Origin of the sequence: Flavobacterium beibuense, assembly GCF_004151245.1 — a bacterium.
In the GTDB taxonomy this organism is placed as follows: domain Bacteria; phylum Bacteroidota; class Bacteroidia; order Flavobacteriales; family Flavobacteriaceae; genus Flavobacterium; species Flavobacterium beibuense_A.
Genome location: NZ_JUIW01000007.1, coordinates 95,321 through 110,974, shown reverse-complemented (window position 1 = coordinate 110,974; position 15,654 = coordinate 95,321). Strand labels below are relative to the sequence as shown.

General features: G+C 39.1%; 13 protein-coding genes. 10 read left to right on the top strand and 3 right to left on the bottom strand.

Annotated elements, in window-relative coordinates; translation table 11 throughout:
• The first annotated feature begins 116 nt into the window (after positions 1-116).
• The 6 genes from NU09_RS10885 to NU09_RS10860 all read left to right on the top strand — a co-directional run bounded on the left by NU09_RS10885 (position 117) and on the right by NU09_RS10860 (position 6,985).
• Complete coding sequence (locus NU09_RS10885) at positions 117-1,229, top strand: hypothetical protein (protein WP_242501861.1); 1,113 nt, start codon at positions 117-119, stop codon at positions 1,227-1,229.
• Between the two features lie 173 nt (positions 1,230-1,402).
• Positions 1,403-3,031 carry an acyl-CoA carboxylase subunit beta gene (locus tag NU09_RS10880; RefSeq protein WP_129751321.1) on the top strand — a complete coding sequence of 543 codons (1,629 nt, stop codon included), beginning with the start codon at positions 1,403-1,405 and terminating at the stop codon, positions 3,029-3,031.
• A 35-nt stretch (positions 3,032-3,066) separates the two neighbouring features.
• The gene (locus NU09_RS10875) at positions 3,067-3,978 is read left to right on the top strand and encodes an alpha/beta hydrolase (protein WP_129751320.1); all 912 of its coding nucleotides are present in this window, start codon (positions 3,067-3,069) and stop codon (positions 3,976-3,978) included.
• A gap of 88 nt (positions 3,979-4,066) precedes the next feature.
• Positions 4,067-4,717, top strand: coding sequence for a class I SAM-dependent methyltransferase (locus NU09_RS10870; RefSeq protein WP_129751319.1), 651 nt, complete (start codon positions 4,067-4,069; stop codon positions 4,715-4,717).
• Positions 4,718-4,799: 82 nt separating this feature from the next.
• Positions 4,800-5,294 carry a hypothetical protein gene (locus tag NU09_RS10865; RefSeq protein WP_129751318.1) on the top strand — a complete coding sequence of 165 codons (495 nt, stop codon included), beginning with the start codon at positions 4,800-4,802 and terminating at the stop codon, positions 5,292-5,294.
• A 71-nt stretch (positions 5,295-5,365) separates the two neighbouring features.
• Entirely contained in the window at positions 5,366-6,985 is a 1,620-nt protein-coding gene (locus NU09_RS10860; RefSeq protein ID WP_129751317.1) for a M1 family metallopeptidase, read from the top strand.
• 46 nt (positions 6,986-7,031) lie between these two features.
• Here NU09_RS10860 and NU09_RS10855 read toward each other — a convergent pair whose 3' ends face one another.
• The gene (locus NU09_RS10855; RefSeq protein ID WP_129751316.1) at positions 7,032-8,078 is read right to left on the bottom strand and encodes an AMP-binding protein; all 1,047 of its coding nucleotides are present in this window, start codon (positions 8,076-8,078) and stop codon (positions 7,032-7,034) included.
• Complete coding sequence (locus NU09_RS10850; protein WP_129751315.1) at positions 8,071-9,006, bottom strand: CPBP family intramembrane glutamic endopeptidase; 936 nt, start codon at positions 9,004-9,006, stop codon at positions 8,071-8,073. Before NU09_RS10850 ends, NU09_RS10855 begins: the two co-directional genes overlap by 8 nt.
• A 91-nt stretch (positions 9,007-9,097) precedes the next feature.
• Between NU09_RS10850 and arsC the strand changes: the two genes are divergently transcribed.
• The 3 genes from arsC (at position 9,098) to NU09_RS10835 (ending at position 12,628) form a co-directional block, all read left to right on the top strand.
• Positions 9,098-9,439 carry an arsenate reductase (glutaredoxin) gene (arsC, locus tag NU09_RS10845; RefSeq protein WP_129751314.1) on the top strand — a complete coding sequence of 114 codons (342 nt, stop codon included), beginning with the start codon at positions 9,098-9,100 and terminating at the stop codon, positions 9,437-9,439.
• A gap of 83 nt (positions 9,440-9,522) precedes the next feature.
• A complete protein-coding gene (locus NU09_RS10840) occupies positions 9,523-12,012 on the top strand; it encodes an outer membrane beta-barrel family protein (protein WP_129751313.1) in 2,490 nt (829 codons plus the stop codon).
• 199 nt (positions 12,013-12,211) lie between these two features.
• Positions 12,212-12,628, top strand: coding sequence for a hypothetical protein (locus NU09_RS10835; RefSeq protein ID WP_129751312.1), 417 nt, complete (start codon positions 12,212-12,214; stop codon positions 12,626-12,628).
• A 628-nt stretch (positions 12,629-13,256) separates the two neighbouring features.
• On the opposite strand, the gene NU09_RS10830 is transcribed toward NU09_RS10835, so the two are convergent.
• Positions 13,257-14,534, bottom strand: coding sequence for a Glu/Leu/Phe/Val family dehydrogenase (locus NU09_RS10830; RefSeq protein WP_129751311.1), 1,278 nt, complete (start codon positions 14,532-14,534; stop codon positions 13,257-13,259).
• A 308-nt stretch (positions 14,535-14,842) separates the two neighbouring features.
• Here NU09_RS10830 and NU09_RS10825 point away from each other — a divergent pair, with 308 nt between their 5' ends.
• The gene (locus tag NU09_RS10825) at positions 14,843-15,643 is read left to right on the top strand and encodes a sulfite exporter TauE/SafE family protein (RefSeq protein ID WP_129751310.1); all 801 of its coding nucleotides are present in this window, start codon (positions 14,843-14,845) and stop codon (positions 15,641-15,643) included.
• Positions 15,644-15,654: the final 11 nt, after the last annotated feature.

Sequence of the window (15,654 nt, the reverse complement as noted above, 5' to 3'; positions counted from 1 at the left end):
CAAATTTAATTTTTAATTATTGATTAATTAACAATAACTTAAAACTAGACATCGCAGGCAGCTTTTTTAAGTAAGTACTTTTGCAACGATTTTTAAAACTACCCCTAAGTATGAAAATGAAATACAAAAAAAAGTCGATTCCTCCATTAAGTTTAATTGAGAGATTTTCTAACGAAAAGATTTTCCTAATCATTATCTTCTGCATTTTCATATTTAGTGCGCTGTTTTACAACCAGCCGCAAATTGCCATGTGGATTGGCTTCCTAACAGCTGCCTATGCAACTGTTTCTAACGACAGTATCCAGTCTTTAGGTACTTTTATTGAAAGTAACAAGCACCGCAAATGGTATGTACTGTGGCTTTACATTGGTGCCATATTTTTAGTAACCATTGCAATTAGCTGGTTTACGTTAAACGGAGACGTTACTTACGGAAGGCTTATTGATGCCGAAGATGTAAGTAAGTACCCGCACCCTGAGAACTTCTCGTTCTTTATGCTTATGGCTCCGCTGGTACTGCTAATACTTACAAGGTTAAGAATGCCGGTATCTACCACATTCCTTATGCTAAGCGTATTCAGTTCAAGCTCAAGCGGTATCACTTCTATGATAACAAAGAGTTTATCAGGTTATGTAATTGCTTTTGTACTATCTGTACTTATATGGTTCTTTGGTTACAACTACATACGCAGGAAATTTAAAGGCCGTAAAATTCACCCTTCATGGATGGTAGCGCAATGGATTGTGAGTGGTATCCTTTGGTCGGTATGGGTAATGCAGGATGGTGCAAACGTTGCGGTATTCCTTCCAAGAAGGCTTGACGTTACACAGTTTATTATTTTCTGTGTTGTTATCTTCTTAGGTTTAGGTATATTATTCTACCTGCGTGGTGACAGGATTCAGAAAGTAGTTAGCGAAAAATCACGTGTTAGCGATGTTAGAGCTGCTACCCTTATAGACCTTTCGTATGCACTTATCCTTATCTATAAGTTATTTATAAGTACTGTACCAATGAGTACAACATGGGTTTTCCTTGGTTTAATTGGCGGACGCGAAATAGCCATTAACCTTGCCCGTCTTAAAAAAGGTAAAAAACACAAGAACAAAGCACTTAAGATGATTGGTAAAGACTTCTCTTTTGCTGCTATAGGCCTTATTATTTCGGTTATGCTTGCAGCTACCGTTAATGAAGCCATTAAAACAGACTTACTAAACTTCTTTGGTTTATAAAATATAGTTTAGGTTAATCAATAAAAAAAGGACAGCTTTAAAGGTTGTCCTTTTTTTATTGATTAACTTTTAAAAATTTGTAACACATTAGCTGTTTTCACTGCTAATATCAAACGTTTTCGTATTTTAGCAGCACTTAAATTACAACTATCACAAAAAAAGACATAAGTTCCATGGATATTAACTTCAATAAGAATGAAGACCACAACAAGCTCCTACTTTCCCAACTGAAACAAAAGCTGGCTAAAGTAAAGCTTGGCGGCGGAGAAAAAAGAATTGCCAAACTTCACGGCGAAGGCAAAATGACCGCACGCGAACGTATAGATTACCTTTTAGATAAAAATACCGAGAGCATAGAAATAGGCGCCTTTGCCGGAGACGGGATGTATGCCGTACACGGCGGTTGCCCTTCTGGGGGTGTGGTTGTAAAAATTGGCTATGTTAGCGGAAAACAATGTATAGTGGTTGCTAATGATGCTACCGTAAAAGCCGGAGCGTGGTTCCCTATTACCGGAAAGAAAAACCTGCGTGCCCAGGAAATAGCCATAGAGAACAAACTTCCTATTATTTATCTTGTAGACAGCGCGGGTGTTTACCTGCCAATGCAGGATGAGATTTTCCCTGATAAGGAACACTTTGGGCGCATCTTCCGTAACAATGCGGTTATGAGCAGCATGGGTATTACACAAATTGCTGCCGTTATGGGTAGTTGTGTTGCCGGTGGTGCCTACCTGCCTATTATGAGCGACGAAGCCCTTATTGTAGACAAAACAGGAAGTATTTTCCTTGCGGGAAGCTACCTTGTTAAGGCTGCCATAGGCGAAAACATTGATAACGAAACACTGGGTGGGGCTACTACACACTGCGAAATATCAGGTGTTACCGATTATAAGGCAAAAGACGATAAGGATGCCCTAAACACTATAAGAAACATAGTAGACAAGATAGGCGATTTTGAAAAGGCAGGATACAGCCGTACACAACCTCAAAAGCCTGCTCTTGACCCTAACGAGATATACGGTATACTGCCTAAGCAACGTTCTGAGCAGTATGACATGATGGAAATTATAAAAAGGCTTGTAGACAACAGCGAGTTTGAAGAATACAAAGCCGGCTATGGACAAACCATCATTACAGGCTATGCCCGTATAGATGGCTGGGCTGTAGGTATTGTGGCCAACCAGCGTAAAGTGGTTAAGTCTAAAAAAGGTGAAATGCAGTTTGGTGGTGTTATCTATTCAGACAGTGCCGATAAGGCCACAAGGTTTATTGCCAACTGTAACCAAAAGAAAATACCGCTTGTATTCCTTCAGGATGTTACAGGCTTTATGGTAGGTTCTAAGAGTGAGCATGGCGGTATAATTAAAGACGGGGCTAAAATGGTAAATGCCGTGAGTAACTCGGTTGTGCCTAAGTTTACTGTAGTTGTGGGTAACTCTTATGGTGCCGGTAACTATGCAATGTGCGGTAAGGCATATGACCCTCGTCTTATTTTTGCCTGGCCAAGTGCTGAGCTTGCCGTTATGGGGGGGACTCAGGCAGCTAAGGTATTACTGCAAATTGAGGCTTCTTCGCTAAAAGCAAGAGGAGAAGAAATTACTCCGGAGAAAGAAGAGGAAATGTTTAACAAGATCAAGGCAAAGTATGATGCTCAGGTATCTCCTTACTATGCCGCTTCAAGAATATGGACAGATGCTATTATAGACCCTCTTGAAACCCGTACATGGATATCTATGGGTATAGAAGCTGCTAACCACGCTCCTATAGAAAAACCGTTTAATCTTGGCGTGATACAGGTATAATTTTTATATTTACGTCTCAACCCTAAACAAAAATTATGAAACGATCTCTTATAAAAGCTGCTTTATGCTTTTTAGCACTTACTCCTGTAGCCAATGCTCAGGATGTACGTACGTTAGAACACTTTGAGTCAGAATATGTAGATGCAAGACAGGTAGATGTCTGGCTTCCGCCAAACTATGAAACCGATAAGAACATGAGCTACCCTGTACTATACATGCAGGACGGACAAAATGTACTTAACGACGAGACAGCTACGGATAACACTTCATGGCAGGCCGGGCGTACTGCACTCGATTTGATAAAGCAGGATAAGATAGGTCCGGTTATTATAGTTGCCATATGGAATACTCCCGACAGGTTTTTAGAGTATTTCCCGGAGAATGCAGCTCAGTATCTTACCGATAGTGAGAAAAAACAGGTTATGGAGCTTGCACAAAAAGACGGCTCAAATAAAAAACAATTTTTAGGGGACGAATACCTTAAGTTTATTGTAGCAGAACTAAAACCTTATATAGATTCTCATTTCAGGACTTTAAAGGATGCCAAAAACACTGCTATATGCGGAAGTTCTATGGGCGGACTTATATCTATGTATGCCGCTTTTGAATATCCTGAGGTATTTAGTAAGGCAGCAGGCCTTTCTACACACTGGCCTGTATTTTTTGATAATAACGACACTAACCCTGCCGAAGCTATAAGAAAATATATGGAAATGCATGTGCCCGCTCCTAAATCACACCGATTCTATTTTGACTTGGGTACTGCCTCTTTAGACCAGTATTATGAAGACCATCAGCAGCAGGTTGATGCAATTATGGAAAGAAGTGGTTATGCCCAAAACGACAATTACCTTTCTCAGGTATTTGAAGGAGAAGAGCACAATGAAAAAGCATGGCGCAATCGCTTTGATAAGGCGCTATTGTTTTTATACAAATCAGATCAGTAATTAATCCTGAATATTTATCAAACCGGCTCTTTTAAAGCCGTTTTTTTTTTGCTAAATTTATTGGAAACTAAGCTAAAAAACCCCCATCATGAAACTAACTGAAAATCAGCTACAGGAACTGGCCCGCCAGTTAAGCCATCCTGAAGGAAAAACAGGTTTGGAAGTGGCTGAAATGATGAACTTTACAAACGGTAACCTTATCAATAAGGTTATAGACTCACTTCATATTAAAGAAGGAGACACCGTTTTAGAAATTGGCCCCGGCAACGGAGCTCATGTAAGTTCTGTTACTAAAACTGCCGATACTCTTTATTACGGAGCCGATATTTCGGAAACAATGATTCATCAGGCACAAAAACTTAACGCCAGTCAGGTTAATGCCTCTTTTATACTTACAAATGGCGACACCCTGCCCTTTGAAACAGAATTCTTTAAAAAAGCATTTACAGTTAACACCATTTATTTTTGGAAAGCCCCTCAGGCTTATGCTGCCGAAATAGCCCGAGTTATGCAGCCGGGAGGTACAGTATCTATAGGTTTTATCCCCAAAAGCACTATGATAAAAATTCCGTTTGCTAAGTATGGATTCACCATGTATGAAGCTGCCGATGTAGAAAAATTATTAAAAGATACAGGTTTTAAAATACTCGATACCATAGAGGATACTGAGCAGGTTTTGAGTAATAATGTAGAGTATATAGATCGCGAGATCACTATTGTTACTGCAGTTTTAAAATAATCTGAAAAAAAAATCAGAATTTTTAAAACCAACAGTAAACGTCGTTCGTATATACTGTTATTACCAACCAAACCTTATCTTTATGAAAAAGCTAATTATGAATGTTAGCTGCGACGACGAACTTAAAAACGTTGTAGCGATAGACAAAGTAACAAATTACCTTGAGTACTATTTTGTTGCCGAGCTTTTAACCCGTAAAGGCATTGCCGTTAATGCAAAACTTAACACCATCGTTCAGGTTAGCATTACCGTTATAGAAGACGGCCTTTACATAACCTCCCTCCCTCCTTTTGTTTGTGACAGTGATAACGCAAGAATTTATCCTGTGCTTATATCTATGGGCGAAAGCATTAAAAATTCAGGCGACCTGCACATACAGCTTTCACTGGTGCTTTTTGATGCCATGAAAGAGTTTTTGCTTGAAAACTTCAAGAAAATAAACAAAAAGGAACTGGAAGAAATGAAACTTCGCATAGATCTTGATTATCTTAACAAGGTAGCCTGCGCTGTTAACGGAGATAACATTATACCATTGCCTGTACTGCACCCCGAAGCGGTAAACCAACATATGGCTTAATGGTTTTCCTGTTTTTTTATTGGTAACAATTTCTTACATTTCATGACTAATAGTTTATAAAACTGTTTATCATGAAAAACACCTTAATAATTGCGTTAGCCGTATTGGGTATTAACAGTCTTAATGCACAAAACTATACCCGCAGGGACAGCCTTCAGGGCGGGCTTCGTCATGAGCGTACCAGCTTTGATGTACAACGTTATGACCTTAACATAACCATAGACCCTGACAAAAGGTATATAAACGGCTACAACGACATTACTTTTAAGGTAACCGATGATACCGACAGGATACAGCTTGACCTTTTTGAGAACATGAAGATTGAAAGTATTGTTCTCAATGGGCAAACTTTACAATACAAACGCGATAACGATGCTGTTTTTATCAGCTTCCCTGCCCCGCTTAAAAAAGGCAGTGAGCAAAAACTGCGATTCAATTATTCCGGTAAGCCTAAAGTAGCGGCAAATGCCCCTTGGGATGGCGGTTTTGTTTTCACTAAAGATAAAACAGGTAAACCGTGGATAGGCGTTGCGGTTCAGGGTACGGGTGCCAGCCTTTGGTATCCGGTAAAAGACCACCAAAGTGACGAGCCCGATAATGGCGCAACCATAAAAGTGGCAGTACCTAACGGACTTATGAATGTTTCCAACGGGCGTTTTACAGGCAGCGAGGACCTTAAAAATGGCTACACCCGCTGGGACTGGGAGGTTAAAAATCCTATCAATAACTACGACATCACGGTAAACATTGCCGATTATGCCCATATACACGACAATCTTGACGGACTGGACCTGGATTATTATGTATTGAAGTACAACGAAGAAAAAGCCAAAAAACAGTTTGAACAGGTTAAACCTATGATGGAATGTTTTCAGACAAAGTTTGGCGAATATCCATTTAAGGAAGACGGTTACAAACTTGTTGAAACTCCGTATCTGGGTATGGAACATCAAAGTGCTGTGGCCTATGGTAACGGTTACCGCATGGGCTATCGTGGCGGAGACCTTTCCTTCACAGGTGTGGGATTATTGTTTGATTACATTATAATCCATGAAACAGGACACGAATGGTTTGGTAATAGCATTACCTCTAAGGATATTGCCGATATGTGGATTCATGAAAGCTTTACCACTTATAGCGAAACCGTGTATCTGGAATGCCTTCACGGCTACGACCAGGCGATGAAATATGTATACGGCCAGCGTATGAGCGTTATGAACGATAAACCCGTAATAGGTGTTTTTGGTGTAAATAAGGAAGGATCGGGCGATATGTACTTTAAGGGTGCGCTTATGCTAAACACTATCAGGCATATCGTAAACGACGATGCCAAATGGTGGGCAATGCTGCTTAAATATTCCGAAACCTATAAAAAACAGGTAATAGACGGGCAAACGGTAATTGATTTCTTTAGTAAGGAAAGTGGTATAGACCTTCAGCCTGTATTTAACCAATACCTGCGCTACAGGAACATTCCGGAACTTGAACTGAAGCTTGACGGCAACAAACTGCAATACCGCTGGAAAGTCGATGAACCTTCTTTCGCTATGCCTGTTGCTGTAGATATAAACGATAAGGAAATACGCTTACAGGGTACCGACAAATGGCAGACCCTAAAAGTGGAAACAAAATCTATTAACGATATAAAGCCTAAAGTAACTGAGTTTTATATTAAAGTGGATAAGAAGTAAAAAATCCCCTTAATGGGGATTTTTTTAAATGTATTTATATCTGTTATTAAACCTCCTGTAACGATTTATCGCGTATTACCTTACCACTAACGGTTTCGGCAAACTTAGGTACAAACAGTATCTCTTTTGGTTTTTCGAACTTGCCTAACCTTTTAAACACATCGTCTTCCAGGGCGTAAGGCTCGCCTTCTATAACAAGTACCAGTTTTTCGCCAAGGGTTTCGTCAGGCATCCCTTTTACAAAGTAACGCCTGTTTATATATTCAGATAGTTTTTCTTCAATCTGTTCAGGGTACAGCTTAACACCGCCACTGTTAATCACGTTGTCATAACGCCCTAACCATATAAACTGTGTATCGCTTACAATCTCTACCACATCGTTAGTAACAACGGGCTCGTCGCAAATAATATAAGGATCTATTACAAGACAATGTCTTTCATCCTGACTTATCTCCACATTAGGCAATACGGTAAATGCCTCATCTCCTATCGGTTTGGCTGCAATATGCGTAATGGTTTCGGTCATGCCGTAGGTCTCATAAATTTTGGTTGGCATACCTTTCAGTTGGTTACTAAGTGCCTGGCTTACTTTAGCACCGCCCAGTATGAGTTTTTTAACCTGCTTTAACTGCATAAGGCTGTTTTGAGCCTGCAGCGGTACCATAGCACTAAAATCGTACACGGTGTCCAGCCTCTCTAACGGATGTGACACCGGAGCAATCATATCCATATCCCATCCTAATATAAAGGCACGTACCAGCATCATTTTACCCGCTACAAACTGTGTAGGCAGGCAGTGCAGTACTTTAATACCTTCGTCAAGGTCAAAAAATTCACCAGTTGCCAATGCCGAGTTAACCATGGCCTGTTTCTCTACCCTTATCATTTTAGGCAGTCCCGTAGTACCCGATGTTTGCATTTCTATAAAGTCTCGGTGGTCAAACCAGTCTAATAAAAATTCGCCTACCGCTTTTTCGTGCGGTTCACCTTCTTTAATGTAAATGTAAGCAGTGCGGCAAAGGTCATCTTCATTTAGATGAAAGCCATTAAGTTTAAAGCCGCTGTGTACAAAGTGATAGTCTGGGTTACTCATGTGGGGAGGATATTTGGTTAATACTATCGTTGGCTGGTAGTTCAAGTTTACCGGTCAGTTTTTCTTTCCAGTTGTGCCAGTTATATTTCTTACTAAAGATAAATAAAAGAATCGGGAAAATGATAAAAACAGGTAACACAACGCTCAATCCCATAGCAGGTTCAGATACTTCTTTTAATACAGAATGGGTTTGAAACGCAGTCCAGTCAGAAGTTACCAGTAATGCTGTTATAAGGTTATTGGCAGCATGAAACCCCAATGCCAGTTCCATACCCTCGTCCATTAATGTAATTATTCCTAAAAACAGCCCCGTTCCTATATAATAGATCATGATTATATAGCCCATTTTATCCACTTCAGGATTAGCGATATGCATAAGTCCGAATATTATGGATGTGGTAAGCAATGCCGCCAGCCTGCTTCTTGTTTGTACCCCAATGCCCTGCATAAGGTATCCCCTAAAAAGGTATTCCTCAAAACTGGTTTGCATAGGTATTAGTACTATTGACAAAGCTGCAAGTATGGCAAAAGGAACCGGTTTAAAATTCCATACATAATTTTCGGGATGAGAATAGTAATCAAACAAAGTCACTGCCATTGTAAATGCCGACCATATTCCGAAAGCAAAGAAAATACGTTTCCAGTCAACCTTTTTTCTGGCGGTAGTAAGGCTGCGTATAGTTTGTTTATGAATAAACTTTACATATAGTAACAACAGAATAAGACCAACGGCAAGTGGCGCGATAAGATCAAAAAACACCCTATTGGCTCCTTTTCTTGCTACTTCCTGGCGCAACAGCTCCTCGGTATTTATATTTAAAAACTTTATAGCGGCATAATTAAGCACCATCATCACTAAAAAAACTATTGGTATAGGTAAATACAGTGCAAAATTAAAATCCTTGCGATGAGCCTGTTCTATAAACATGTGGTGAAATTGAGAGTTTAAAATTTGTTTGCCCTAAGTTAATTCAATTTTAAAATTATAATGCCGTTCTTTGCAAAAAAATTCATCAACCATGATTACTATATACCATAACCCCAGATGCAGTAAATCCAGAGAAGGCCTGCAGCTGTTAGAAATGGAAGGAAAACCGTTTACTACCGTAAAATATTTAAACGAACCTCTTACCAAAAACGAACTTACCTCAATTATAAAAAAGCTTAATATAACTCCTCTGGAGCTTGTAAGAACCAAAGAAAAAGTTTGGACAGAAAACTATAAAGGAAAGCAACTTACTGATGATGAGGTGATTGAAGCCATGCTGGAGCACCCTGCCCTTATAGAGCGCCCTATTGTGGTAAACGGAGAAAAGGCTGTAGTGGCACGCCCTGCTGAGAGAATCAAAGAAATCATTTAAAAACTTTAACATTTTTTTATTGCACCTGCCATTAAACCTGGGACGTTTTTTGTAGTCAAACCCGCAATAAAAGTATCATCTTCATGAAAAAAATACAATCCGCATTATTAATTCTATTACTATTAACCTCATTTATTTCATTTTCTCAAGGTAAACCCGGCAATGTTACCATAAGCGGTAAACTTATAGACCAGGAAACCAAGCAGCCTTTAGAATTTGCTACCGTAACAATACAAACTACCGATAACAATACCGTAAACGGTGCCATGACCAACGAAAAGGGATCATACAGCGTTCAGGTTCCGGCAGGTACTTACAATATAAAATTTGACTTTATATCCTTTAAATCTCAGGTTATAAGCAATAAGACAATTACAGCAGATACCGATTTGGGTTCTGTAATTATGGCTCCAGATGCCACACTGCTTAAAACAGTTGAAATTAGGGCCGAACGCTCTACCGTAGACATCAAGCTTGATAAAAAAGTATACAACGTAGGTCAGGACATGATCGTTAAGGGTGGTACAATAAGCGACGTGCTTGACAATGTACCATCGGTAACCGTAGACGTTGAAGGTAACGTAAGCCTGAGAGGTAACGAAAGCGTTACAATTATGATAGACGGTAAGCCATCTAACCTATATGGTGCTAACCTAGCCGATGTACTTAGGGTGCTTCCGGCCGACTCTGTAGATAAGATTGAGGTTATTACTAACCCTTCTGCCCGTTATGATGCCGAAGGTGGTGGTGGTATTATCAACATCATCCTTAAAAAAGGTAAAGCTCAGGGCTTTAACGGTTCGGTAACTGCAAATACCGGTGACCCTGCCAACCACGGTATTATGGGTAACCTTAACTTCAGGACAGAGAAATTCAATTTCTTCACTAACCTTGGCTATAACTACAGGAACAGCCCTGGTAACAGCATGACCGATTCTGAATATTTTGACGGAGACGGAAACACTACCAGCTTTATTAACGAGCGCAGAACAAACGAAAGAAAACGTAAAGGCTATAACGCAACAGTAGGCTTTGAGTGGGATATTGATACTACTTTCAGCTGGACAAACTCGGTTTCTGCAAGAAACAGTAATGGAGACAACCCTACCGATACGTACTATTACAACTATTTTGCCGACGGTACTTTTAACAACACACGTTACCGTTACAACCTTGAAGACGAGGAAGACAGAAACTTTAACTACACCACAAGCTTCCTTAAGAAGTTTAACGGCGACGGACACGAACTTAAAGTAGATGCTACCATTTCCAGAAGTACTGATGATGAGAACTCACAAATTAGTGATATGATTTTAGGCAGTACAAATCCGGATGACAGCTCTACTGAAAGAACCCTGAATCATGAAGAGGAAAAACGCACACTTGTACAGGCCGATTATGTATTGCCTTTAGGCGAAGAAAGCCGTTTTGAAGCAGGTTACCGCGGTAGCTTTACCCAAATGAATACCGATGCCCGTGCCGAAATACTTGATGATGCCGGTGTATGGCAGCCTAACGCTAACTTTAGCAGCATGCTGGAGTATAACGAATATGTAAACGCTTTCTATGCACAATATGGTTCTAAATTCGGAGAGAAATTCTCTTACCTTCTTGGGCTTCGTTGGGAAGACTCTAATATTGATGTAAACCTTTTAAGTGCTGACGATTTCAATAAGAAAAAATACAATAACTTTTTCCCAAGTGCTTTCCTTACTTATGAGTTCTCAGAAGGAACGAGCGCAAACATAAGCTACAGCCGCAGGATTAACAGGCCAAGAGGTCGTTTTATAAACCCTTTCTCAAGCTTACAGAGTAACATTAATATATTTCAGGGTAACCCGGACTTAAATCCGTCTATGACTGATGCATTTGATATAGGCTACCTTAAAAAATGGGATAAGGTTACTTTAAGCTCTTCGGCTTACTTTAATATAACAAACGACTCTTTCCAGTTTGTAAGAAGGACTGAAGATGCTCTACCGGGAGAAACTCCGGTTACTTATGTATCGCCTATTAACCTTGCTAAAGAATACCGATTTGGTTTTGAGCTAACGGCAAACTATAATCCGTTTAGATGGTGGAAACTTAATGCCAACTTTAACTTCTTTAGGGTTGAAACCGATGGCGACTACTCATGGACCTACACTAACACTGACGGAGAGGTTATTACAGACTACCAAAACTTTGACAATACTGCCTACAGCTGGTTTACAAGAGCAAGCAGTAAAATGAACCTGCCATGGAAAATTGACTGGCAGATAAACGGTACTTACAATGCTCCTCAAAACACGGCACAGGGCCGTAACCTTGGCATAATGCATTTCAACACAGCATTAAGTAAAGATGTGCTTAAAGAAAAAGCTACTGTTACACTTAACGTTAGCGATATCTTTAACTCTAACAAGAGAAAAGGCTACACTAACCTGCCAACTGTTTCATCATACAGTGAATGGCAGTGGAGACAAAGACAGGTTACCCTTTCCTTCACTTACCGCTTTAATATGAACAAGCAGCAACGCATGAAGGAAGAAAGACAAAACGGTGGCGGAGACGACGAATATATGGGAGGATAACTCTTAAACACATAAAACAAAAAAGCAGCTTTAGGGCTGCTTTTTTGTTATCTTGAATTGAGATTCCTCCTAAAGTTCGCAATAACAAACAATACTGTCATGTCGACCGCAGGGAGACATCTCCATTATACAAGACTAACTTTTTCATTATCTTGCATTAAGACAAAAGAACATGAATTTTAACCTTACCACAAAAAATATGAAAATCTTAAACTTTAAGTATATACTGTTCATTTTATTAATGGGAATCTGTTCGTGTAGTTCGAGATCAGATTTCGAAAGACTACTTACTGATAAGAAATGGCTTTTTAGAAAGGACAGTATAAAAGAAGGAGAAAAAAATTTATCGTATTATGTGTTTGACAGGAATGGAATATATAGAGTTTTTGATCTTCCCAGCAATTATGAATATTTAAGGATAGAAGAAATGCCGGATTCCAAAAAATGGAGTTATGACAAAGAAATTAATAATTTAATTATAGGAGACACTTTTAAAGTTCTTTCATATAATGAAAACGAGATACAAATGTTGATGAAAAGAGACAGTTTACGTGTGTTTTTATATAGACTTACTGAGGATAATTATGATCCTGAACATGGAATGAAAATTGATTGAGTAATACAATTTGAATATATACCTAATTTTTTAAGATTACTTTGTACCTCGCAATGATAAACACTAATGTCATGTCGACCACAGGGAGACATCTAAAAATTCATATTAAAAAAGACACACCCCTACCCCTCTCAAGAGGGGAACTTACTCAATCCCTGCTTCATGCCTAGCAATGACAATACTGCTTCGTGACAATCGAGTGAAGCTTCGGCATTAGGCTCCGTAGAATTAAAAAAATTACAAGCGAGGCGTTAAGAAGCATCCGCTGTTTGAGAGCAGCGAGTTCGGATGCTTTAGCCAAGTGCAGTAATTTTTAGCTTAAGGAGTCATAGACTTGACTTTTTGGTTCTTTTGTGTCAAGACAAAAGAAGAAGTAAATAATAGATTGCTTCGTGCCTCGCAATGACAAACAGTACTGTCATGTCGACCGCAGAGAGACATCTAAAAATTCATATTAAAAAAGACACACCCCTACCCCTCTCAAGAGGGAAACTTACTCACACCTAATTATCTAAAACTAAACGCTAAACCCTATCTAAAGTCTATCATCTATCATCTAAATAGTCTTATAAAAATAAAAGCAGCCAAAAGGCTGCTTTTTGAGTTTATTTTAGTTATGATAAAAACATTAAGGGAAAATACCTCTTTGTTTATATGCCATTTCTATACGGGTAAGTGCCTGTATGTAAGCAGCCGTTCTCCAGTCGGTTTTATACTGAACTGAAGTATTGATTACTTTATTGAAAGCATCTTCAAGTTTCTTTCTAAGCTTCACGATAACATCGTCCATAGTCCATATCTCACCGTTACGGTTTTGAAGCCACTCAAAGTAACTGCCTATTACACCTCCTGAGTTACAAAGGATATCCGGAATCATTTGTACACCGTTAGCTAAAAGTATAGCTTCACCTTCTGTATCAATTGGCCCGTTAGCACCTTCTGCAACCACTTTAGCTTTAATAGTATTTGCATTCTCTTCGGTAATCTGGTTACCCAGAGCAGCAGGGATAATGATATCACAGTCAATACCGAAGAAATCTTCAGACGGGTAATCCTGTGTACCTTTATAACCTGTAATGGTAGCGTTATCACTTTGGTATCTTAATAAAGCTTCAGGATCTATACCTTCAGGGTTATAAATAGTACCTGTAGCATCCTGAACACCTATTAGTATAGCACCGTTTTTATGCATAAAGTGTGCAGCCCAGTAACCTACGTTACCAAACCCCTGAACGATATATCTCTTACCTTCAAGAGAAGTACCGTTAAGTTTAGCCCACGACTCCAGTGTAACAACCACACCAAAACCTGTTGCACGGTCACGGCCTTCAAGACCTCCTGATCCTACCGGTTTACCGGTAACAACGTGTTGGTTTTTAGAACGCTCACTTGGCGATTTTGTAGACATATAAGTATCTGCAATCCAAGCCATCATTTGTGCGTTAGTATTAACGTCCGGAGCAGGAATATCGTGCTCAGGGCCTATGTTATCACCAAGTGCATAAGTAAAACGTCTTGTAATTCTTTCAAGTTCTCCCTGAGAGTATAGTTTTGGATCTAACTGAATACCACCTTTACCACCTCCGTAAGGAAGTCCGGCAAGAGATGTTTTCCATGTCATCCATGTAGCAAGTGCTCTTGCAGCATCAATATCTACAGTAGGGTGATATCTTAAACCACCTTTGTAAGGGCCTAACGCATTGTTATGCTGTACCCTGTAGCCTGTAAAAACTTCAACCTGACCATTGTCCATTTTTACAGGAAAGTGAACAACGATTTCATTATTTGTAATAGAAAGGATTTTTTTAACGCTTTCATCCAGTCCCATTACGGCCGCAGCTTTTTCAAACTGGTTCTTTACATTTTCATACATGCCCACGCGACGGGGCTCTTGTGTTGTTGCCATAACAAAATTTTTACAACGTGTGTTTTTATAACATATTACCTAAAAAAGGCATACAAATATATATGAATTACCAATACGCAAAACGGTTTGATTAATAATTTTACAAAAAATAAAACCTAAAATTGTGATTGCTTCAATTTGTACCTTTTTTTAAACCTTAAAAATATCTATATCATAAAATATACCAAACTTGAGCTTTTTGTAACTCTTTAATTATCAACATGCTATAATGCCATGATTTTTTAATTAATTAAGTTATAAATAGTTCTCGCTTATTTCATATATATTTACCCCACCTAACTAAAAAAATGGAACTTTTAACAGCTTATGCCGGCGCCTGTGCCATAGGCCTTGTTTTAGGACTTATGGGTGGCGGGGGATCTATACTTACAGTCCCCTTATTAGTATACGTAATGGGCATTAACCCGGTTGCAGCCACAGGCTATTCCCTTTTTATTGTTGGTACCACATCGGCCTTTGGCGGAGTTCAAAACTACCTTAAAGGTAATGTAGCCGTAAAACAGGGGCTTTTTATAGCCGTTCCGTCTTTTATAACAGTATATTGCACCCGCAGGTATATTGTACCTGCAATTCCTCAAAACCTTATTGAAACACAAAGCTTTACACTAAGCAAAGGTACGTTTATTATGGTAGTTTTTGCCATAATAATGCTGTTGGCAGCGCTTTCCATGCTTTTTAAAAAAAATAAGGCCATCGAGACTGCTGCTCAAAATAATAATACAAGCTATATCTACATATTACCCTACATTATACTAACAGGTATTACCATGGGGCTTGTAGGTGCCGGAGGCGGATTTTTAATAATACCCATGCTGGTATTTTTCGGCAATCTAAGCATGAAAAAGGCAGTAGGTACTTCTCTGCTAATCATTGCTATAAACTCAATTACAGGCTTTATGGGCGACCTGCACAATACTGTAATTGACTGGCAGTTTCTTTTATCCTTTACTGCCATTTCCATTTTTGGTATATTTGTGGGCACTTACCTGCACAGGTATGTAAACGAGAAGCAGCTTAAAAAAGGTTTTGGTATATTTATACTGGTTATGGCCTGCTTTATCTTCTCAAAAGAATTTTTCGGATTTTAATCAAACTACTG

Excerpts from the sequence above, each read along its gene's own strand:
- NU09_RS10855 (WP_129751316.1), bottom strand. The coding sequence starts at position 8,078 with ATGAGTAACCCAGACTATCACTTTGTACACAGCGGCTTTAAACTTAAT.
- NU09_RS10830 (WP_129751311.1), bottom strand. The coding sequence starts at position 14,534 with ATGGCAACAACACAAGAGCCCCGTCGCGTGGGCATGTATGAAAATGTA.
- NU09_RS10870 (WP_129751319.1), top strand. The coding sequence starts at position 4,067 with ATGAAACTAACTGAAAATCAGCTACAGGAACTGGCCCGCCAGTTAAGC.
- NU09_RS10825 (WP_129751310.1), top strand. The coding sequence starts at position 14,843 with ATGGAACTTTTAACAGCTTATGCCGGCGCCTGTGCCATAGGCCTTGTT.
- NU09_RS10865 (WP_129751318.1), top strand. The coding sequence starts at position 4,800 with ATGAAAAAGCTAATTATGAATGTTAGCTGCGACGACGAACTTAAAAAC.
- NU09_RS10885 (WP_242501861.1), top strand. The coding sequence starts at position 117 with ATGAAATACAAAAAAAAGTCGATTCCTCCATTAAGTTTAATTGAGAGA.
- NU09_RS10860 (WP_129751317.1), top strand. The coding sequence starts at position 5,366 with ATGAAAAACACCTTAATAATTGCGTTAGCCGTATTGGGTATTAACAGT.
- NU09_RS10850 (WP_129751315.1), bottom strand. The coding sequence starts at position 9,006 with ATGTTTATAGAACAGGCTCATCGCAAGGATTTTAATTTTGCACTGTAT.
- NU09_RS10835 (WP_129751312.1), top strand. The coding sequence starts at position 12,212 with ATGAAAATCTTAAACTTTAAGTATATACTGTTCATTTTATTAATGGGA.
- arsC (WP_129751314.1), top strand. The coding sequence starts at position 9,098 with ATGATTACTATATACCATAACCCCAGATGCAGTAAATCCAGAGAAGGC.
- NU09_RS10875 (WP_129751320.1), top strand. The coding sequence starts at position 3,067 with ATGAAACGATCTCTTATAAAAGCTGCTTTATGCTTTTTAGCACTTACT.
- NU09_RS10840 (WP_129751313.1), top strand. The coding sequence starts at position 9,523 with ATGAAAAAAATACAATCCGCATTATTAATTCTATTACTATTAACCTCA.
- NU09_RS10880 (WP_129751321.1), top strand. The coding sequence starts at position 1,403 with ATGGATATTAACTTCAATAAGAATGAAGACCACAACAAGCTCCTACTT.